This window comes from Nocardia sp. CNY236 (genome assembly GCF_000482385.1).
In the GTDB taxonomy this organism is placed as follows: domain Bacteria; phylum Actinomycetota; class Actinomycetes; order Mycobacteriales; family Mycobacteriaceae; genus Nocardia.
Genome location: NZ_AXVD01000035.1, coordinates 1 through 17,474, shown reverse-complemented (window position 1 = coordinate 17,474; position 17,474 = coordinate 1). Strand labels below are relative to the sequence as shown.

The window sequence follows — 17,474 nt, the reverse complement described above, 5'->3', positions numbered from 1 at the left end:
GTGCGTCGGCAGGCGATCGGAGCTCATGAACCAGCACGTGTTGCGTTCGGATCTGGACACCACGCTGGCGCCCTTCTCGGCGTCGGCGTTGCGCGCCATCGGTGCCATTTCGGTCCGGTTCTTCGCAGCACGCGCGGAGTCGGATGTTCTGCGGATCGCCGCAGAGTCGGTGCCGAGTATCGGATGTTGCCACACGCTGGCCTGCTACCGCTGGGTCGATGGCGCCGGTCTGCCGTGTCCGCGGATCCCCTCGCCGCCAGCCGATCTCGAGACCCACCTGCGCGTGCACCACGGCGAAGGACGCCTGCGTCTTCCCGACTGGCACTGGGGATGGTCCCTGCCCGTGAACAACGGGTCGGAAACGGTGGGCACGCTGATCGTCGCTGCCGAACACGAACCCACGCAGGAGGAGATCTTCCTGCTGACAATGCTCACCCAGCTCGCTGGAGCCGCACTCGCGAACGCCGTGCCGCGCGAACGGACCGCGACAACCGACGTGGAGCTGCGTTCAGGGGCCCCGGGCGTGCCGATCGCATCCGACGGACTGGGTTTCTATCGCTTGGTCGACGCTGCGCAGGCGAATGGCCAGGCACAGCAATTCGTGCGCAGCTGGCTCGGCGTCCTACTCGACTACGACCGCGACCGCCGCGCGAACCTGGTGTGCACGTTGAGCCGATATCTCGAATGCGGCGGCAACTACGACGACTCGGCGGCAGCTCTGCACATCCATCGCAGCACCCTGCGCTACCGACTGGGGCGTATCCGTGAGCTCACCGGGTTCGATCTGCGTGATGTCGACACCCGATTCAACCTGCAGGCCGCCACACGAGCGTGGCAGTTCCTGGCGTTGGTGGACCAGCCGACCTGACCGGTCCAGGGAGCGACCCCCGCCCACCAGGGTCACTCTCGGCCCGAGGGAAACGCGATTGGCCCCGATCCGAACGCATCAGGCGCGCTGGCCAGAATCCAGCGCGCCTGGTCCGGTCTTGCGATCAGAGACCGCGCCGCTCGGGGTCGGGAGCCCCGTCGGTCAGACGATCGCCGAGATCGGCCACGTACTGCTCGGCGATCGCCTCATTGCGCAGCCGCAGTCGCTCATCGCCCGACGATGTCTGGAGCGCCTCGTCGCCCCTCTCCAGATACGCGCGCATCCGTGCGACCCCGATTTCCTCTTGCTCAGCGCCGATGTCCCAGCGTTCCCGGGTGGAGGTCGCGGAATCGGCTCGCCCCGTCTGCTCGATCAGGACGCTGTCGTCGTAGTCGTCCTCGATGCCATCGTCCGGCTCGATCTGGTAGTGATCGAACAATTCCTGCTCGGCCTGCGGACTGATCTGTCCGTCCCGGTCCACTTGCGGCGCGGCCTTCACCGCGTCCTTCTCGACCTGCACCTGCAGCGTGGCCGAGTCGGCGGAATGTTCGGCTCCGACCAGCGGGACCAACGCGTCCGGACTGAACAGACCGGTGGATACGGCGACCCAGGTGGGCACTCCGGAGTTGTTGTCGACATACACCCGCTTGACCTTGCCGATCTTGGCGCCGCCGGGATCGTAAACAGAGCTGCCGATGAGCGTTTCCAGCATTTCGGTCATGGTTCCTCCGCAGTTCGTTCGATGCGATGCGCAACCCGACAGAACGCGGCTGGACACCGCGCTGAGCCGCGAGTCAGTCGCTTGTGGATGGATCGGTCACGTCGAGTCCGGCGGCAACTCGCCGCGTGCCGCACTGCTGTCGCGCCGGCTCCTGCGTGGATTCACCTGCCAGATACCGGCTGATATCCAGCCGCTGCGTATCCTGGTCGAGCAGCAATCGACGGTAGGAAACATCAAGCATGACGCGCTCCTGCCCTGTAGTGCATGTCCCCGGCCCCCACCGTCCGGGTCGATCAGCTACAGGGTGGCGACTACCCGGGTAATTGGTAGTCAAACCAGAATTGCCGGCCAATTCGACCGAGTTTTCCACGGGCAGACTCCAACAGCTACCGAGTAGCTACCCGCCTGTCTCCATCCACCGCCACCGTCGTCGAGCGCAATTCGGTGGGCGCGAGCCCGCGTCGGTTCGCGACGAGCTCCCCGATATGGCCCGAGTGCCGAACCCCGAAAACCCGCCGGCCGGCGACCATCCCCGTGACATCATCACTTCGGACGGACATACCTCGGCCAGTGCACGACTGTACTCTGCTCTAGGGCCACGCAGTACCTTGCGCGACAACAGGAAAGGGACACCCGATCGATGCCGATACCGCACGCAGCACACAGCAATGCACCGGAACACACCTGACGGTCAGGGTCCGATGGAAAACACGATCGAGCTGGCGCAGGAACTCGCGGGGGCAGCGCGCCGACATGGTTGCGCGATCGCGGGAATCGTCGGCTCGGCGGCACGCAAGGTGTCCTGGGAGGTGCTGGATTTTGTGGCCGAGAGCCGCGACCTGATGGGTGCGGCATGGCAGGCCGCCGCCGCGGATCTGCACTGCCGGAGTCGATCACGCGACGGCGACGATCAGGCCAGTGGCTGCGACCCGGTTGCCGATCGGTCGGCGACTTCGGTGAGGGCCTGAGCCCATCCATCCAGTCGGTCGGAGGCGTGACGTAAGTCCGCCACGATGGCGTCGAAGTTGTGCTGCACCACAGCGCTTTCCGGTATCGCCAGTATTCGACCGGCCGCGGCGAGGATCTGTTCGTACTCGACGATCCCGGCGTCCAGCCGACCCAACGTGTGCCGCAGGGTCGCGGTGAGTGTCTCCGCCGCAGGTGAATGCGCCGCCTGCCCCATCGCGCGAATACCCTGCTCCATCGCGGTGATGTCGGCGGCCAACGCATGCAGAGCCGCGGCTCCCGAAGCCGCCGTCTCGAGCATGTCGGACAGTTCGTCCGCCGGAAGTCGGTTCGAGCGGGAAAGTTGTGCCCCGAGCCCATACAGCGCCTTCTCCGCACGTAACAGTCGAACGATCGATGGCCGGGCTTTCGACCACAGCGGCGGCTGCTTGCGCGGGACGAAAGCCGCCGGCGGCAGCGGCGCCCCCCGCAACCGCAGATAGCGGCGCGCGGTGACCGCCGCACCGGTCACCAGGGCGACTGCGCCGCCTCCGACCACGACCACGGCCCATACCGGCGCGGAGACGAGTATCAGTCCTACAGCTCCCGCCGTCGTGAGACCGGAGATCGCACCGAGCTGTACGCTACGGCGGCGGACCCTGCGGCGACGGCGAAGCTCCCGTTCACGCGGGTCGGCCCAGCGCCGCACCGCAACCAAGGCGTTCTCACCGAGGTCGCGCAGGGTGTCGGGCACACTGCCCGGCTGTGGTACGCGCGTGAGCTGTGCCGGGATCTGCGGAATACGCCGCGACCCGAGGTGACGATCACGAAATTCGCTGCCGCTCATGCCTTCTCTCCCACCGGCCGAGCAACCCTACGGCTCGACCGCACCGACGCCGGCGGTCGACTGCCCGACATCCCGCGCCGAACATCCGACCATCGCTACTGCTGGGCAGCTTGCCCCTTGTTCATCGGCGGCTGCGATGCATTGACCTGCGCCGGATTGATCGTGGGCTGGGCACCCCCGGCGGGCAATTGATCTCCGCGCATCGAGGCGCGGATCTGCTCGAGCTTGCTGTGCCCGGCCATCTGGACGCTGGCCTGCTGCACCTCGAGCATCCGCCCCTGGACGGTGTTCTGTGCGAGTTCGGCAGCACCGAGCGCGTTTGCATAGCGGCGCTCGATCTTCTCCCGTACCGCGTCCAAGCTCGGTGTGCTGCCCGGAGCAGACAGTGTCGAATCCATCTGCTGCAGCGACGCGGATACCTGTTCCTGCATCTTTGCTTGTTCCAGTTGACTGAGCAGTTTGGTGCGCTCGGCGACCTTCTGTTGCAGCAGCATCGCGTTCTGTTCCACGGCCTTCTTGGCCTGAGCAGCAGCCTGCAACGACTGATCGTGTAAGACCTTCAGATCCTCGACGGACTGCTCGGCGGTGACCAGCTGCGCGGCGAACGCTTCGGCAGCGTTCGTATACTGGATCGCCTTCGGGGTATCACCCGCGGCGGTGGCCTGGTCGGCGAGCAACACCGCTTGGCGCGCATTTGCGTTGAGTTTCTCGACTTCGTCCAACTGTCGGTTCAGTTTCATCTCCAGCTGACGCTGGTTACCGATGACCGATGCGGCCTGCTGGGACAGAGCCTGGTGCTGCCGCTGGGCTTCCTCGATAGCCTGCTGAATCTGGACCTTCGGATCCGCGTGCTCTTCGATCTTGGAATCGAAGAGGGCCATCAGGTACTTCCAGGCCTTGACGAACGGATTAGCCATCGATTGTTCCCGCCTCCATTTGACGTGCCGCGCGGCCAGCGCGACTCCGGTGCGCGACCGTCACGCACTGGATATGTGCCTATCCTCCACCATCTGGCACCCGGGTCGAACACGTCCGACCCGATCGACGCCTTATAGAGAATCTATCCGCTTTTCGCACCGGCCCGCAGCGCTGCCGCGCCGAGCATGTCCGGTTACGCGCTAGATTCCCTTGACCAGGACCAGAGTGTCCGAGCTCGGAGCGGGAATGACGACTCTGGTGTCTTCGGCCACCGACAGCGATCGCGGGCTCGTATCGGCCGCCCCGCCGTCGGCATCTGCCATGATCGTGCTCACATCCCACAGCACCTGCGACAACGGCACATCCAGTGCCCCGCAGATGGCCGCGAGCAACTCGCTCGATGCTTCCTTACGACCGCGCTCCACTTCGGAGAGATATCCCAAACTCACCCGCGCCGACGCGGACACCTCGCGTAGAGTCCGATGCCGGGCGAGACGCGCACGCCGCAGACTGTCCCCGATCGCCTCTCGAAGCAGCGTCATCTCGTTCTCCTTCGCTCCCGGTCGCCGGGCCGACGCGATTCGTGACCCCACGCATGCCGTTCTTTCTCGCACAACGTCGGAACAGGGCGAGTTGGTTCCCGCCGGAGTGGCTCAATCACTCGGTCCGACATCATTCGGTCCTACGCGATCGACAGGACCCGTGTCGGCTGCATGGACACGTCGTAACAGAGCACGCACGGCCGCGTGCACCGCCTCGATTCTGATCGTCCACCGGTTGCCGGGGAGTTTCAACCGGTGGACCTCGTTGTGGTCCGGACCCGCGATCCCGACGAAGACGGTGCCGACCGGGTGTCCGTCCTGGGGGTCGGGCCCGGCAACCCCGGTCAGTCCGATACCCCAGGTCGACCCGCACCGGGTGCGCGCTCCAACGGCCAGTTGCTCGGCGGTGCGCGCCGCCACCGGTCCATCCGCTGTGAGCACGCTCGCGTCGACACCCGCGAGATCGCGTTTGAGATCGGTGGCATACACGATCAGTCCGCCACGCAGCACCGCGCTGGCGCCGGGTATACCGGCAATGGTGGCCGCCAGTAGCCCAGCGGTGAGCGATTCCGCCGTCGACACCGTGTGGTGCGCGGCACCCAGTGCCCGGACGAGTTCATCGGCGGGCACGCCCGTGACGAGCGGATCACTCACCGGCCGCGCACCCTGGCGGCTGGTCGGCCGGCGAACCACACCCTGGCCGCCTGGCCGACATAGTCCAGCCCCGTGATCACGGTCAGTGCAACGGCCAGGTACATCAGACCCATCCCGATCTCGGCATACGTACCCGACAGCGGCAACAGCAGCATCGCGATGGCCAACGACTGCACCAGGGTCTTGAGTTTGCCTCCTCGTCCGGCCGGAATCACTCCTCGGCGCACCACGACCAGCCGCAGCAACGTCACCCCGATCTCCCGACCGCAGATGACGATGGTCACCCACCAGGCCAGGTCGCCGAGCAGCGACAAACAGATCACCGCCGCCCCGATCAGCGCCTTGTCCGCGATCGGGTCGGCGAGCTTGCCGAAATCGGTGACCAGGCCGTGTCTGCGGGCCAGTTGCCCGTCCAACCTATCGGTGATCGCCGCCAGGCCGAACAGCACGACGGCGGTGATCCGCCAGCCGGTCTCGTGACCACCGCCGACGAACAACGCGACGACGAACAACGGCACGATCGCCAGGCGCAGCATCGTGAGCACGTTCGCAATGTTGAGCAATGGCGCGTCGGCCTCGGCACGGACCGGCGCGAAACCGGGGCGGCGGATCTGGCCGGACGCCGGCTGGAACCACTCGGATTCGTCGGGTTGCACGCTCATGCTGTGTCCCTTCCGGCATGAGTGCCCTCGCTCGTGCAGTATCCCGTCTGGCACGAGCGGGACCGCGCGCGGTCACGCTCCATTGCCGCCTCCAGACTCGGCGGCGCACGCCTTCGGCTCGGCCGCGACCGGCTGAGTCATGGCCGCCCGATCATCTCGGCACGATGCGGTGAGCGGGGCGGGCGGATCTGCGACACACGTTCAGACTATCGGTAGCCGGGCCGACTACTGTGCACCCCATGACCTCTCGGGGACCATTGGATGGTTCGACTCGCGCTACCTGCTCGGACGCGGCCTCGGCCGCACAACCCTCCGTCCCGATGGTCCGACGCGCACGAACCTCCGATGTACCCGCGATCAAAGGCCTCGTCGACATCTATGCCGGTCGCATCCTACTGGAGAAGAATCTGGTCACGCTCTACGAGGCCGTGCAGGAGTTCTGGGTCGCCGAACTGGACGGCCGCATCGTCGGCTGCGGAGCGCTGCACGTGTTGTGGTCCGACCTCGGGGAGGTGCGCACCGTTGCGGTGCATCCCGACGTCACCGGCATGGGTGTGGGCAAGCTCATCGTGCAGCGGCTCGTCGACGTGGCTCGCGATCTCGAGCTGCGACGGGTGTTCGTGCTGACCTTCGAGGTGTCGTTCTTCACCGGTCACGGTTTCGTCGAGATCGACGGCACACCGGTCACCGCCGAGGTCTACGCGGAAATGTGCCGCTCCTACGACACCGGCGTCGCGGAATTCCTCGACCTGAGTTACGTCAAGCCCAATACCCTCGGCAACACTCGAATGTTGCTGACGCTCTGAGCACCACCCGAGAAAGCGAGCCTCGTGCCGATCTTCGCCGTTCATTACGAGTACTCCGCGGCCACCGTCCCTGGCCGTGATGCGCATCGACCCGCCCACCGGACCTGGCTGGCCGGCCTGCTCACGTCCGGCACGCTGCTCACCAGCGGACCGTACCCGGACGGGTCCGGCGCATTGCTTCTCTTCCGGTCGGCGAGCCCGGCCGAGCTACAGGGTCTGCTCGCTCGGGATCCATTCGCCCGCGAGGGGCTGATCGACGACGTCCGGGTGGTCGAGTGGGTACCCGTACTGGGTGCCTTCACCGCCGAAGCGACCACCGCCTGACCTCGGCGCTGGGCTGCGATCAGGTCCCGGCGATGGTGTCACGTGCCACCATCGCCGGAAGTGACGAGGACGACCGTTGTCGCGATGAGGACGACATCGAGACGCCGAGGCCCGAGCAGACCGCCGTTCGCACTCCACGACGTGGGCGCACTGTGGACTCTCGGTCGACTGCGCGTATCCGACCACGGCCACGCCGGGGAATGAATTTCACAACACGTGAATCGGATGTTATTTTCGACACAGTCGATACCGCAGGGAAGGCAAACGCAATGACGGTGATGGTGCGGCGGTCCGTGGCCCACAGCGCTGCCCTATCGTTGCGCAATCATGCCCTCCTATCGTCCGCGTCCATCGTCGACCGCTGGACGCACGCGCGGAGCGGCCTTTGAGTACGTCGTGTCGCAGGCCCGTAGAAATGGGGCACCCCGCACGGCGAATCGCCTAGGGACGGCCCCAATTCTTTTTCGTACTCTCCGCGCAGTTTCGCGATCGCCGCTGTCGCTGTCGCGCGTTCGAGTCGCGTGCTCCGCCCACGCCATGTGATCGGACCTCACCTACCGATCCCTCGTAGCCCAATAGGTAGAGGCGCCGGATCTAGATTCCGGGAGTTGCGAGTTCGAATCTCGCCGAGGGAACTGTGCGCAACAGCGCGCGCGGAGTCGCACAACAGCGCACGCGGAGTCGATTTACGTCGGAATGCGACTACACGCCGTCGCGAATTCTAACGGCCGGTCGCAACGAGCAGCAGATCGATTGCTTGCTCCTGGATCTCTTGATGTCCATCTCCGTAGGTCCACTCTATGTCGGTCGCAGTCAACCGCGCGCCGCGCAAGCGTTTGCGCGCACCGTAGAACCGGCTGGTGAGCACATGGTCGAGAGCGACCACGACCCGCTCGGCGGATGGCTGCCAGGTTCGTCCGAGCGGGCGGGCGATGTCTTGTCCGTGGACGATGATGTCCACCAACGGATCCACCGGCGCCGCACCGGGTGCCCGATGGGCCGAGCCCGCCATGTCGCGGAGCTGTGCGATCAGCTGCGTGGGCGTGAACCGTGCAGCCTGCTCGCGCGCAAGGTCCGCGGTCATCCGGTCCCAGTCGCCCCGGGCGCGGATCATGCCGACGAGGGCCGTCCGTAGGGTGTCGCGGACGGTGATGTGGGCGAGCACGTCGTGAATGGTCCAGCCAGAACACAGCGAGTCCTGCGCCCATTCGGTTTCGCCCAGGTCCTCGAGGAAGTCGGCGAGGGCGAGGCGCTCTGCACGCACCCAGGTCAGGATCAGGTCACGGTCTGTCATCTGCTCTCCCGGTCGAGGATCTGTCATCGATATCGACGGGTCCGGACACCGAAACTCATCTGTGCGGTGGCGTCGGCCGCAAGGCCGGCTGAAGCGCCGTCCCGTTCGGACTGCATCCACATCCATAGCCGGCACGCCCACCGAACCTCCCCGATTGCCGTCAGGGTTCGCGAACCATCGTCGCCGAGATCGCTGCACGGCGTGTGACACCGGCAACCGATGGAGACTGCTTTGTCGACAACGAGTTACGGGCCAGGGTCCGCTGCGCGTCGCCACTTCGCCGAGCTTCCGAGCAACCCCATGGTGCGCAACTCTCGGGTTCCTGCTCCATTCAGGGACTACCGATCAGGGCAATCCGACGGACCGCTATCGATAGCGACGCGGTGAACGGACCCAAGGACTTCGACTGGTGCGCCGCCAGATGGCGGCGCGCCGAGAACGACATACACCGGCCGAGTCAGCGAATCTGCTGACCTTCCGAGTCAACTTCAGCAGTACACAGCCTCGAGTCAGGTGAACCCGCCATCGATTACGCCAGCGGTAAAGGAATCCCATTCGCCTGGGGTGAAGACCAGCGCCGCACCTGCAGGATCCTTCGAGTCACGTACTCCGACGAAACCCCCATCTAGGTGCGCGACTTCGACGCAGTCGCCACCATGCTGGCTATGACTACTCTTGAACCAGCTTGCGCCAGACGAGTCCAATGTCACGAGGCATACTCCTTCGCAATCTTCTGCACCAGCCCCCTGGTGGCATCGTCACTCAACGCTACCTCGCGCAGCGCTGCCACGGCCGTCTTGTGACGCTCGATCACACCTTCATCCTCCAGAAACAATGCGCCTGTGAAACCTTCCACGAATACGACCGGAGGCTCTGCCGTTCGACTGGCACGCAACGAAGGAAACTCGAAAAGAGTAAACGACTGGACCACCAACCCGATGTGTGCGCCAGCGTCAAACGGGATCACCCGGATAGAGACATTCGGCAGACTCCCGATATCGGCGAGATGCAGCAACTGCTCCGCCATTGTGCCTCGCCCACCGACCTGGTGGCGCAACACCGACTCTGACAGTAGTACTTCCAGCGAGAAATCCGGATCCTCAGCCAGCCGTTGCTGCCGACGGGAAATCAACTCCAAGTGACGGTCGATATCCACTGCCGATATATACGGGTCGGTTGTGCTCATGATCCATCTGCGATACGCAGGAGTCTGCAACAGTCCGGGCAGCAAGGTGAGGTGAAACCCGGTCAGTCGGGAACATGCCTGCTCGAGGCTCATGAAGTGATCGAAGTGCGGGTTCACCACATCGGAGTAGGCCCGCCACCAACCGCTCGACGGATCTCCCTTGATCGCTCTGACTTCTTGGAGAAGTCCCAACACTTCGGCGCTGGAATCCTGGTCTGCGCCGTAGAAGTTCAACAGGTCTTTGAACTGCGCGGTACTGACTCTGGCCGGGATCCCATCCTCGACTCTGCCGACTGTTTGTTTGGAAACCTCGATCGCCAACCCAGCTGCGAGTCGACTCTTTCCCGCATCGATGCGCAGATCGCGCAAGAGGCGACCGAGGGCGCGCCGCGGAAGCGTGGAACCTGACATTGCATAGCCTCGCTATCTTTTTGCGGTCCGCAATGGACCGTGTTGTGGTGAACCATATTGCGCTGGACCGACGTATGATGGACTACCCCTGATCGGACATCCGGCAATTCTGATGAAAATCCCGTATCGAACCGACAAGATCGCCCCCACTGTTGTGTACTGGGTGTGCAACCGGCAGCATGAGCGGAAACATCGCTCATGCTGGGTAATTTACGTCCCCCTCCCCTTCACCGACGACGAATGACCGAAACCGGATGCGCCGAATACCCTCCAACGAGTAGAGGCCTTCATGGATTGCAGCATATTCGAACACCCCGGATACCTCTTCGGTACAACGATATTCGACAGCGGTCGGCCGATCGCATACCGAGCGAACCATTGTGGAAGGACCATCGTCCACGAAACAGTCGGGTCGTGCTGAAAAGGTCACTTCCGCTGAGGGCTCCACTCATGGGACCACACCCGGCCACCGGTTGGGGCGCACCACTGGAGGTGCTGGAAACCTTCGCGAAAGCAATCCGGACCTGGGCAGACGCCCGGCCCACGACATCGGAACAGAGCTGGGCTGTGGACACTTTCACCCCTGGTGACAACCACGAGCACGACGCAGCAACGAAGGAACGACGTGTGCTATACAGCAGGACTCGAAATGGCAAGGTCGCACAATGGCACCTTGTGGGCGCCAGTCCGCGGATATCGCGATTTCATATATCTGCCGCGGAATCGACCCAACGGTGGATGGTCGAATTCGATCCACGGTTCCCGCCGGATCTCGCACAGGCCCGAGCGGATTTCCCAGCGCACCATGATCTCTGGGATGCGGTCCGACACGACTACTGGCTCGTACTGGCCGGTGGCGCTATTCGCGTGCCTCGAGATCGTTCCTGAATCCGACCGCTACGGGCAACCGGGCGACGTCGTGCCCACAGAAGTCGAGAAGTCGACGACGCGAGAATCCTCACCGGAAGGGAAGGTCGACGTTGAGCTGGATTCAGGACTATTGCACGGACGGAAATGCGCCGCAGGACGCCCGGCACGCACGAGGGCTGCTCGAACTGCACGCACCCTGCGTGCCGCCGTGTCCTCGAAAGCTCTCCGCTACACGATGGCTCGCACAGCGGGTCGACACACGATCGAACCGCCCTGCACGCCGTGAACAGTGAACGGGACAGGCTCGACGAACCGGACACCTCTCGCGCACCGGAGCCCAGCATCAGCGGCTCACCGACAATTTTGGTTGTCTTGACAATATTTTTTTCCCTATCTACATTGGAACGGTGCAGGATGTCGCTGTGATCGAAGAACCTGCGGCGGCCGAGGCAGCCTTGGACCCGATACGATCGCGGGTTCTCTCCGCCCTGGCCGAACCAGGCTCGGCCGCCATGCTGGCCGTCCGACTGGAGCTCCCGAGACAGAAGGTGAACTACCACCTCAAGGAGCTGGAACGGCACGGGTTGGTCGAATTGGCGATGGAGCGGCGCAAGGGCAACGTCACCGAACGGGTGTATCGCGCCACTGCGAGGTCCTATGTGATCTCCCCGAGCGTCATGGCCGAGATCGGCCCGGACCCATCTCGGTCGCACGACCAACTGTCCGCCAGTTGGCTGCTGGCTCTGGGATCCCGGCTGGTGCAGGAAGTGGGAACCCTGCTGGTCGGTGCCTACCGGACCCGGCGACGGGTCGCTACCTTCGGCATCGACACCGAGATCCGGTTCGCCTCCGCGGCCGACCGTTCGGCCTTCGCCGAGGAATTGGCGCATACCATGGAGACCCTCGTGGGCCGCTATCACGACGAGTCCACACCTGGCGGGCGACGGCACCGAGCGGTTGTCGGGCTCCACCAGATCCCGACCGCACAGGCCGACCATCGCGCCGATCAGCAGCGGCGCCGGCAGGAAACACACACGACCGACCGGTCAGCCGGACAGGAGACCCGAGAATGACCCATCCGTTCGAGATCGAGCTGGAAGTGAGCCTGCCAGCGAGCCCCGAACAGGTCTGGGACGCGATCGCGACCGGACCGGGGATCGACTCCTGGTTCATGGGGCGCAACGAGGTCGATCCGTTCGAAGGCGGGGTCGCCGCCATGGACACCGGAGGCCGACGCGAAGAGGCCATGATCACCGCGTACGAGTATGGCGCACGCTTCGCCACCCGCTCGACCACCGCCGAGGACGGCCAATTCATGGCCTGCGAATACTTGATCGAGGGACGCGACGGCAGCAGCACCGTGCTGCGCGTGGTCCACAGCGGCATCCTCGGCGACAGCTGGCAGGACGAGTACGACGCGCTGCGCCGTGGCTGGCCCTTCCACTTGCACGTACTGCGCGAGTACCTCACGCACTTCGCCGGACGCACCGCAGTGCCCGTCTTCGCTGTGGCACACGGGAGGTCGGCGCGAGATGCTCGGGCCGCATTCGCCCGCGGGCTGTCGCTACCGATCCCGATCACGAAAGGCGCACGGGCGCATGCCGAACCAGCGGGCCTGCCGGCGTTGGATGGCGAAGTGGTCTGGTCGGACGACGAGCGCTTCGCGGTCCGCACCGTTGACGGTCTCTATACCTTTCACCATGGTCCCACTGGCCTGGCTGGGATGTTTCATCACCTGTTCGGGCCGCACACCGAGGCAGCCGAGGCTGCCTGGCAGCAGTGGCTCACCACGCTCCTTCGCTGATATTCGCAAGCGATCCATCACCCGCGTTCTACCAACACCGACCAACGACATCGAATACCAAGGGAGACATCCATGCGCACACTGATCAGCTCGGCATTCATCTCACTCGACGGTGTCGTGGAGGCCCCCGGCGGAGAGCCCGGCTACCGAAACTCCGGCTGGACCTTCAAAAACATCGAGTTCCTGCCCGAGGCCTACGACATCAAGGGACAAGAGCAGGAGGAGTCCACCGCGATCCTCCTGGGCCGGGTCAGCTACGAGGCGTTCAGTCCCGTGTGGCCGGACATGGAGGACTTCGCCGACTATGCGAAGATGCCCAAATACGTCGTCTCCTCCACTCTCACCGACGACGACCTGGTTTCGAACTGGGGCGAAACCACCATCCTGCGCTCCCTCGACCAGGTCGCTGCTCTGAAGAACACCGAAGGAGGCCCGATCATCGTCCACGGCAGCGCCACGCTGAACCAGAGCCTCTCGGACGCGGGCCTGATCGACCGCTACCACCTGCTCGTGTTCCCCCTGCTCCTCGGCGCGGGCAAGCGCCTGTTCAGCACAACGGACAAGGACACCCAGAAGCTCGAGCTGATCGAACACGAGGCGTACGCCAACGGAATACAGAAGAACGTCCTCGCGGTCGTCCGCTAGAAAGCCGCCGTTGGAGAGTTGTTGAACAGCAGAGTGGGTTCGCTCAGGATGTCGCGCCCGATCTCGGTCTTGTAGACCTCGTCTACGCTGCCGAAGCGGGCTGCGGAGTAGTCCAGGCCCAGGTCGGCGGCTGCGCTGCGTACCGCTGTTTCGTCGGGGCCTTCGATTTCGAGGAATGTCGGCAGGTCCGGCCATGTGTCCAGGTCGAACAGAATCTCCCCGAGTTGCCATTCCTCGCGATAGTTCTCCTGGTATCTGACTTCTCGCAGGCCGACGTGAGTCAGGATGTCTGCCATCGCTTTGAGATCCGCGACGATGGTTTCGATTTCGGTCGTGCCATCGATCGTGGTCGAGTCGGTGACTCGCTTCAAGGTGAGGGTGGAGCGTGTTCCCTCGTCGCGAAGGCGTACCCAGGCCCCGGCGGCGAGGGAGTCGTTTTCGAATATCTTGCGTGTCAACAGTGTTCGTGGAAACGACTGGGTAGCACCGAGGTCTGCCAGCTTCTTGCGGATGTCCTCGATGTCCACCGACAGGAACTTGGCTTCGTACTCGTGTTTCATCGTTGTCGTGTCCCAACTTCCTCGTGGTCTACCTGGTGTCGTTTCGCGAGGAGCAGTCCCATTCGGTGCGTGTGGTCGTGCAGCTGCCCCACGTGCGCGCGTTCGACGAACGCCTCAGTCTGCAACGTCAGTAGAACGGTCCAGTCGGCGGCGGTGAAGTAACGGGCGAGCTTGTCAGGTGTGGTGTAGTGCTCGATGTGCTGGTGGCGTTCTTCCACAGGCATCATGAATTCTGCGCCGAACAAGCCGCCCGGGTGTACGAGACGCTGCATTCGGGTGACGAACTCGCCGAGAGGTCGTTTGTGGTTGGCGCTGTAATGCCATGAGCAACTCGTCCAGACCGCATCGGCGGCCATCTCGATCGGGTCGACCTCGAGGAAATCCGCGCACCTGATTCGAACCAGATGATCGAGGTCCGCGCCCTTCATACGCTCCACCAGGCCAGGGGCGTAGGCGATGCCGGATGTCGGAAGCAGCACCTCACCTCCGTTCAATGCCGAGGCATCGCTCTCGATGGCGATGATCGAGTACCCGGCTTCGGCAAGCGGCAGAACGAACTTACCGTCACCGGCTCCGACGACAGCCACGGTTGCGTCCGGTCGGCACTCCTCGGTGAGTGACCGACGGAACTGTGGGAAGAAGGTCAGTGTTCGTTCCCAGAGGCTAGCGGTAGGCATGGTTTACCTCGATCGCATTCAGGGACAGGATCGCTTGCACTACTTGTTCGGGCTGCTTCCCGGTGGTCTCGACCTGATGTGCGGGGAACTGGAGATAGGCATCTGTGAGGCGGTCGGCGTTCTGTTCGCCGATTGTGTCCCAGCGGGTTGTCGCTTTCCTTCGGTGTGCCAGCCGGTGCCGTCGTTCGTGCGGATCGCATGTCAGTTGGTACACGACCGGTTGGGGTAGATCCCGTGGAAGTATCACCTCGGTCTGCGCACCGAATACCCGATGCGTGGTCAAGCAGCGTGCGAAGTAGCTCTCGACGACGACGGGTATCTCTGAATCGAGATAGCAGCGTATCTGGTCGACGGCGGTGAACAGTGCCGAGAGGAAGAAGCACATCCGCGCGTCCGGGTTGTCGTAGCCGTCCAGTTCTCGCCGTAATGGCTGGTAGAACGCTGGAACTGTGGGCAGCAACACCGCTTCACGGGCTGCGGCAAGCATAGGCGCGACCGTCGACTTCCCAGTTCCGGGCAACCCCTCGATGCTCTCGAACAAGTATCTCTCACGCATGGCCGTACACCACATCCGGAATCGCGAGTTTCAGTTCATCATTGGCAGAAGGTCGGTGCACGATGCGATCGGAGCTCTTGTCGTACCAGAAGGCATGGGAGTCCTTACCGACAGCTTTGCACGACATCGTCAACGCCCCGCGAGGGTCCGATTCGATCCGGTCGATTTCATCGCGCTCGCCCGGCACGGCACAGGCAGGGGCGCCGTCCTCCGACAGATCCTCATCCAGGATGATTTCGATTCCCAATGCGGTATTCCCCAGCTGATCACGGAGCTTCGAATAGGCGGAAGAACTGGTGACCAGCATCTCGGGGTGAAGGGCAGCGTTCCCGACCGGACGTAGCTGGTGCAGCTTCAACTGCAAGACACCGAGCGATTGCAACGTCTCGGCCAAGTCGACCACTTCGCCGATGTTGTACCGATTCACGGTCAATGTCGCACCGGTTTGCACCCCGAGACTCCTTGCCAACGCGAGTGTTTCGAGGGCAGCCGTATAGCTTCCGGCCCGGCGAATGAGGTCGTTGGTGTTGCGGATCCCTTCGAGGGAGATCCGCAGTAGGTCGACGCAGGGTGCGATGTCCCGCAGGCGCGGCCCGATGCGGTAGCCGTTGCTGCAAATCTCCACGGTCAGACCGAGGGTGTGTTTCGCATACCGAACCACTCGAGCCAGATCCTTGTAGACGAACGGTTCACCACCGAGCAACGTCACGGCTTCGGTGTCGTGCTGCGACCGCATGAGCAGCAGCAGATTGCACGCCTGCTGCGCGGTGAAGGCATCGGCGTGCTTCAGGCGCTCGCCGTGAAAGCAGTGTGCGCAGCTGAAGTTGCATCGGTACAGCAACTGAAGGTAGAGCATACGAACCTTACGGATTCCGGTGATCTCGTGAATCATATTGATCCCCTTGGGTTTCACGGATGATTCGCCAGCGTGCCGGACCGAGCTGGGACCGCGTAACCGCTTTCGGGACCAGCTGACAGACGTCCTGGGACGTTTTCGATGTCCCGGTTGTCGGCCCTTGCTGATCACCCGGTGCGTCGGCTTCCATGGAAGGGTGAACCTCCGGCTTCAGACCGTGCTGCATCAGCGGGGCATCAGGCCCGAAGCGTTGGCCGAGGTATGCCAGGTAGACCCGAAAACGGTCAGCCGATGGCTCGGGGGCAGGGTTCCGCACCCGAAACACCGCTACCGCGTCGCTCACCACCTCCGGGTCGAAGAGGCGTTCCTATGGCCACCGGAACCGGAGACACTACGGGTACCCAAGAACGTCGAATTGGTCGCGACCTACCCGAACCGCGCCGAGGTACCCAGGGAAACCTGGTTGTCGCTGCTTCGGGAGGCCATCGAGCAGATCGACGTGCTCGTCTTCTCCGCGACCTTCTTCGTACAGTCGAATCCGCAGGTGGTGAAGATGCTCACCGAACAAGCGGGGCAGGGCGCGCGGGTCCGCCTATGCTTCGGTGACCCGAACGGTGCGGCGGTTGCCGCTCGCGGTCGAGAGGAAGGAATCGGTGAGACCCTTTCGGCGAAAATCCGAGCCTCGCTGACCTATTACCGCCCACTGCTATCCCAGGAACGGTGCGAAGTTCGGCTACACGACACCACCTTGTACAACTCGCTGTTCCGCTACGACGAGAACCTGATGGTCAACCCGCACATCTGGGGACAACCCGCCAGCGCGAACCCGGTCTTCCAACTCAAACGCGTCGACAACACAGGATGGTTCGACAACTACACCGAAAGCTTCGATGCCATCTGGGCCGACGCGCAGCCCTGGGCGCCCTGACGAAAGGCAGATCATGGGCAGGATCGAGTACTACCACGACCCGAAGGCACCCAAGCCGAATTCCCTTGTCGTGGCCTGCAATCTTCTCGTCACCGACGAATCCGGAGCGATCCTGCTCCAGCGTCGCCGCGATACCGGGCAGTGGGCGCTACCGGGTGGCGCGATGGACTTCGGCGAGACCGCCGCCGAATGCGCCATCCGGGAATGCCGAGAAGAAACCGGCATCACCGCCGAAATCACCGGGTTCCTCGGTGTGTACAGCAACCCCGACCACATCGTCGCCTACACCGACGGCGAGATCCGTCAGCAGTACGAGAACACCTATATCGGCCGACCGGTCGCAGGAGAGCCGACGATCAACGACGAGGCCGACGGCGTCACCTTCGTATCACCGGAAAAC

23 protein-coding genes and 1 tRNA gene are annotated in these 17,474 nt (G+C 63.7%); 10 read left to right on the top strand and 14 right to left on the bottom strand.

The genetic code is table 11. The annotated features are described in order from the left end of the window. Positions 1-25: 25 nt before the first annotated feature. Positions 26-868, top strand: coding sequence for a helix-turn-helix domain-containing protein (locus tag K940_RS0117650; RefSeq protein ID WP_028478621.1), 843 nt, complete (start codon positions 26-28; stop codon positions 866-868). 124 nt (positions 869-992) lie between these two features. On the opposite strand, the gene K940_RS28920 is transcribed toward K940_RS0117650, so the two are convergent. Both K940_RS28920 and K940_RS32410 read right to left on the bottom strand, forming a co-directional pair. After that, positions 993-1,589, bottom strand: a complete 597-nt coding sequence (locus tag K940_RS28920) for a PRC-barrel domain-containing protein (RefSeq protein ID WP_051407315.1) — start codon at positions 1,587-1,589, stop codon at positions 993-995. A 73-nt stretch (positions 1,590-1,662) separates the two neighbouring features. Next, entirely contained in the window at positions 1,663-1,830 is a 168-nt protein-coding gene (locus tag K940_RS32410; RefSeq protein ID WP_155980936.1) for a hypothetical protein, read from the bottom strand. A 460-nt stretch (positions 1,831-2,290) separates the two neighbouring features. Between K940_RS32410 and K940_RS0117630 the strand changes: the two genes are divergently transcribed. Further along, positions 2,291-2,557, top strand: a complete 267-nt coding sequence (locus K940_RS0117630; protein ID WP_155980935.1) for a hypothetical protein — start codon at positions 2,291-2,293, stop codon at positions 2,555-2,557. Here the strand turns inward: K940_RS0117630 and K940_RS0117625 are convergent. The 5 genes from K940_RS0117625 to pgsA all read right to left on the bottom strand — a co-directional run bounded on the left by K940_RS0117625 (position 2,500) and on the right by pgsA (position 6,157). Then, positions 2,500-3,381, bottom strand: a complete 882-nt coding sequence (locus K940_RS0117625) for a hypothetical protein (RefSeq protein ID WP_051407314.1) — start codon at positions 3,379-3,381, stop codon at positions 2,500-2,502. The genes K940_RS0117630 and K940_RS0117625 overlap by 58 nt on opposite strands. 95 nt (positions 3,382-3,476) lie before the next feature. Further along, positions 3,477-4,298 (bottom strand): phage shock protein PspA, encoded by an 822-nt coding sequence (gene pspA, locus K940_RS0117620; RefSeq protein ID WP_028478618.1) that lies wholly within the window; start codon positions 4,296-4,298, stop codon positions 3,477-3,479. 201 nt (positions 4,299-4,499) lie between these two features. Next, on the bottom strand, positions 4,500-4,841 hold the full coding sequence (locus K940_RS0117615; RefSeq protein WP_028478617.1) for a helix-turn-helix domain-containing protein: 342 nt from the start codon (positions 4,839-4,841) through the stop codon (positions 4,500-4,502). A gap of 111 nt (positions 4,842-4,952) precedes the next feature. Beyond that, positions 4,953-5,495, bottom strand: a complete 543-nt coding sequence (locus K940_RS28915; RefSeq protein WP_051407317.1) for a CinA family protein — start codon at positions 5,493-5,495, stop codon at positions 4,953-4,955. Then, on the bottom strand, positions 5,492-6,157 hold the full coding sequence (pgsA, locus tag K940_RS0117605; protein WP_028478616.1) for a CDP-diacylglycerol--glycerol-3-phosphate 3-phosphatidyltransferase: 666 nt from the start codon (positions 6,155-6,157) through the stop codon (positions 5,492-5,494). The genes K940_RS28915 and pgsA overlap by 4 nt, the downstream gene beginning before the upstream one ends. A gap of 320 nt (positions 6,158-6,477) precedes the next feature. Between pgsA and K940_RS0117600 the strand changes: the two genes are divergently transcribed. The 3 genes from K940_RS0117600 to K940_RS0117590 all read left to right on the top strand — a co-directional run bounded on the left by K940_RS0117600 (position 6,478) and on the right by K940_RS0117590 (position 7,922). Beyond that, positions 6,478-6,963 carry an amino-acid N-acetyltransferase gene (locus tag K940_RS0117600; protein WP_028478615.1) on the top strand — a complete coding sequence of 162 codons (486 nt, stop codon included), beginning with the start codon at positions 6,478-6,480 and terminating at the stop codon, positions 6,961-6,963. 24 nt (positions 6,964-6,987) lie between these two features. Then, positions 6,988-7,287, top strand: a complete 300-nt coding sequence (locus tag K940_RS0117595) for a YciI family protein (protein ID WP_028478614.1) — start codon at positions 6,988-6,990, stop codon at positions 7,285-7,287. A 561-nt stretch (positions 7,288-7,848) separates the two neighbouring features. Continuing rightward, positions 7,849-7,922: transfer RNA gene (locus K940_RS0117590), tRNA-Leu, on the top strand. Positions 7,923-8,008: 86 nt separating this feature from the next. On the opposite strand, the gene K940_RS0117585 is transcribed toward K940_RS0117590, so the two are convergent. The 3 genes from K940_RS0117585 to K940_RS0117580 all read right to left on the bottom strand — a co-directional run bounded on the left by K940_RS0117585 (position 8,009) and on the right by K940_RS0117580 (position 10,178). Continuing rightward, on the bottom strand, positions 8,009-8,581 hold the full coding sequence (locus tag K940_RS0117585) for a maleylpyruvate isomerase family mycothiol-dependent enzyme (RefSeq protein ID WP_028478613.1): 573 nt from the start codon (positions 8,579-8,581) through the stop codon (positions 8,009-8,011). Positions 8,582-9,090: 509 nt separating this feature from the next. Beyond that, on the bottom strand, positions 9,091-9,291 hold the full coding sequence (locus K940_RS31750) for a DUF397 domain-containing protein (RefSeq protein WP_081706450.1): 201 nt from the start codon (positions 9,289-9,291) through the stop codon (positions 9,091-9,093). Further along, positions 9,288-10,178, bottom strand: coding sequence for a helix-turn-helix transcriptional regulator (locus K940_RS0117580; RefSeq protein ID WP_028478612.1), 891 nt, complete (start codon positions 10,176-10,178; stop codon positions 9,288-9,290). The genes K940_RS31750 and K940_RS0117580 overlap by 4 nt, the downstream gene beginning before the upstream one ends. Positions 10,179-11,470: 1,292 nt before the next feature. Here K940_RS0117580 and K940_RS0117570 point away from each other — a divergent pair. The 3 genes from K940_RS0117570 to K940_RS0117560 all read left to right on the top strand — a co-directional run bounded on the left by K940_RS0117570 (position 11,471) and on the right by K940_RS0117560 (position 13,497). Beyond that, on the top strand, positions 11,471-12,121 hold the full coding sequence (locus K940_RS0117570) for an ArsR/SmtB family transcription factor (protein WP_369797520.1): 651 nt from the start codon (positions 11,471-11,473) through the stop codon (positions 12,119-12,121). Beyond that, on the top strand, positions 12,118-12,852 hold the full coding sequence (locus tag K940_RS0117565; protein WP_028478609.1) for an SRPBCC domain-containing protein: 735 nt from the start codon (positions 12,118-12,120) through the stop codon (positions 12,850-12,852). The genes K940_RS0117570 and K940_RS0117565 overlap by 4 nt, the downstream gene beginning before the upstream one ends. 72 nt (positions 12,853-12,924) lie before the next feature. Beyond that, positions 12,925-13,497 (top strand): dihydrofolate reductase family protein, encoded by a 573-nt coding sequence (locus K940_RS0117560; RefSeq protein ID WP_028478608.1) that lies wholly within the window; start codon positions 12,925-12,927, stop codon positions 13,495-13,497. On the opposite strand, the gene K940_RS0117555 is transcribed toward K940_RS0117560, so the two are convergent. From K940_RS0117555 to K940_RS0117540, 4 genes are read right to left on the bottom strand one after another with little or no spacing between them, the layout of a single operon-like run. Then, complete coding sequence (locus K940_RS0117555) at positions 13,494-14,057, bottom strand: class IV adenylate cyclase (RefSeq protein ID WP_028478607.1); 564 nt, start codon at positions 14,055-14,057, stop codon at positions 13,494-13,496. The genes K940_RS0117560 and K940_RS0117555 overlap by 4 nt on opposite strands. Next, a complete protein-coding gene (locus K940_RS28910) occupies positions 14,054-14,734 on the bottom strand; it encodes a bifunctional 2-polyprenyl-6-hydroxyphenol methylase/3-demethylubiquinol 3-O-methyltransferase UbiG (protein WP_051407313.1) in 681 nt (226 codons plus the stop codon). Before K940_RS28910 ends, K940_RS0117555 begins: the two co-directional genes overlap by 4 nt. Then, positions 14,721-15,290 (bottom strand): hypothetical protein, encoded by a 570-nt coding sequence (locus K940_RS0117545; protein ID WP_155980934.1) that lies wholly within the window; start codon positions 15,288-15,290, stop codon positions 14,721-14,723. Before K940_RS0117545 ends, K940_RS28910 begins: the two co-directional genes overlap by 14 nt. Further along, positions 15,283-16,182, bottom strand: a complete 900-nt coding sequence (locus tag K940_RS0117540) for a radical SAM protein (RefSeq protein ID WP_028478605.1) — start codon at positions 16,180-16,182, stop codon at positions 15,283-15,285. The genes K940_RS0117545 and K940_RS0117540 overlap by 8 nt, the downstream gene beginning before the upstream one ends. 160 nt (positions 16,183-16,342) lie before the next feature. Here K940_RS0117540 and K940_RS0117535 point away from each other — a divergent pair, with 160 nt between their 5' ends. Together K940_RS0117535 and K940_RS0117530 are read left to right on the top strand one after the other, a co-directional pair. Next, positions 16,343-17,074: a helix-turn-helix transcriptional regulator gene (locus tag K940_RS0117535; RefSeq protein WP_028478604.1), complete on the top strand. Its 732-nt coding sequence runs from the start codon at positions 16,343-16,345 to the stop codon at positions 17,072-17,074. A gap of 13 nt (positions 17,075-17,087) precedes the next feature. Beyond that, positions 17,088-17,474: NUDIX domain-containing protein (locus K940_RS0117530; RefSeq protein WP_028478655.1), on the top strand; the 387-nt coding region annotated here is incomplete at its 3' end.

Excerpts from the sequence above, each read along its gene's own strand:
- K940_RS0117650 (WP_028478621.1), top strand. The coding sequence starts at position 26 with ATGAACCAGCACGTGTTGCGTTCGGATCTGGACACCACGCTGGCGCCC.
- K940_RS28920 (WP_051407315.1), bottom strand. The coding sequence starts at position 1,589 with ATGACCGAAATGCTGGAAACGCTCATCGGCAGCTCTGTTTACGATCCC.
- K940_RS32410 (WP_155980936.1), bottom strand. The coding sequence starts at position 1,830 with ATGCTTGATGTTTCCTACCGTCGATTGCTGCTCGACCAGGATACGCAG.
- K940_RS0117630 (WP_155980935.1), top strand. The coding sequence starts at position 2,291 with ATGGAAAACACGATCGAGCTGGCGCAGGAACTCGCGGGGGCAGCGCGC.
- K940_RS0117625 (WP_051407314.1), bottom strand. The coding sequence starts at position 3,381 with ATGAGCGGCAGCGAATTTCGTGATCGTCACCTCGGGTCGCGGCGTATT.
- pspA (WP_028478618.1), bottom strand. The coding sequence starts at position 4,298 with ATGGCTAATCCGTTCGTCAAGGCCTGGAAGTACCTGATGGCCCTCTTC.
- K940_RS0117615 (WP_028478617.1), bottom strand. The coding sequence starts at position 4,841 with ATGACGCTGCTTCGAGAGGCGATCGGGGACAGTCTGCGGCGTGCGCGT.
- pgsA (WP_028478616.1), bottom strand. The coding sequence starts at position 6,157 with ATGAGCGTGCAACCCGACGAATCCGAGTGGTTCCAGCCGGCGTCCGGC.
- K940_RS0117600 (WP_028478615.1), top strand. The coding sequence starts at position 6,478 with ATGGTCCGACGCGCACGAACCTCCGATGTACCCGCGATCAAAGGCCTC.
- K940_RS0117585 (WP_028478613.1), bottom strand. The coding sequence starts at position 8,581 with ATGACAGACCGTGACCTGATCCTGACCTGGGTGCGTGCAGAGCGCCTC.
- K940_RS0117580 (WP_028478612.1), bottom strand. The coding sequence starts at position 10,178 with ATGTCAGGTTCCACGCTTCCGCGGCGCGCCCTCGGTCGCCTCTTGCGC.
- K940_RS0117565 (WP_028478609.1), top strand. The coding sequence starts at position 12,118 with ATGACCCATCCGTTCGAGATCGAGCTGGAAGTGAGCCTGCCAGCGAGC.
- K940_RS0117560 (WP_028478608.1), top strand. The coding sequence starts at position 12,925 with ATGCGCACACTGATCAGCTCGGCATTCATCTCACTCGACGGTGTCGTG.
- K940_RS0117555 (WP_028478607.1), bottom strand. The coding sequence starts at position 14,057 with ATGAAACACGAGTACGAAGCCAAGTTCCTGTCGGTGGACATCGAGGAC.
- K940_RS28910 (WP_051407313.1), bottom strand. The coding sequence starts at position 14,734 with ATGCCTACCGCTAGCCTCTGGGAACGAACACTGACCTTCTTCCCACAG.
- K940_RS0117545 (WP_155980934.1), bottom strand. The coding sequence starts at position 15,290 with ATGCGTGAGAGATACTTGTTCGAGAGCATCGAGGGGTTGCCCGGAACT.
- K940_RS0117540 (WP_028478605.1), bottom strand. The coding sequence starts at position 16,182 with ATGATTCACGAGATCACCGGAATCCGTAAGGTTCGTATGCTCTACCTT.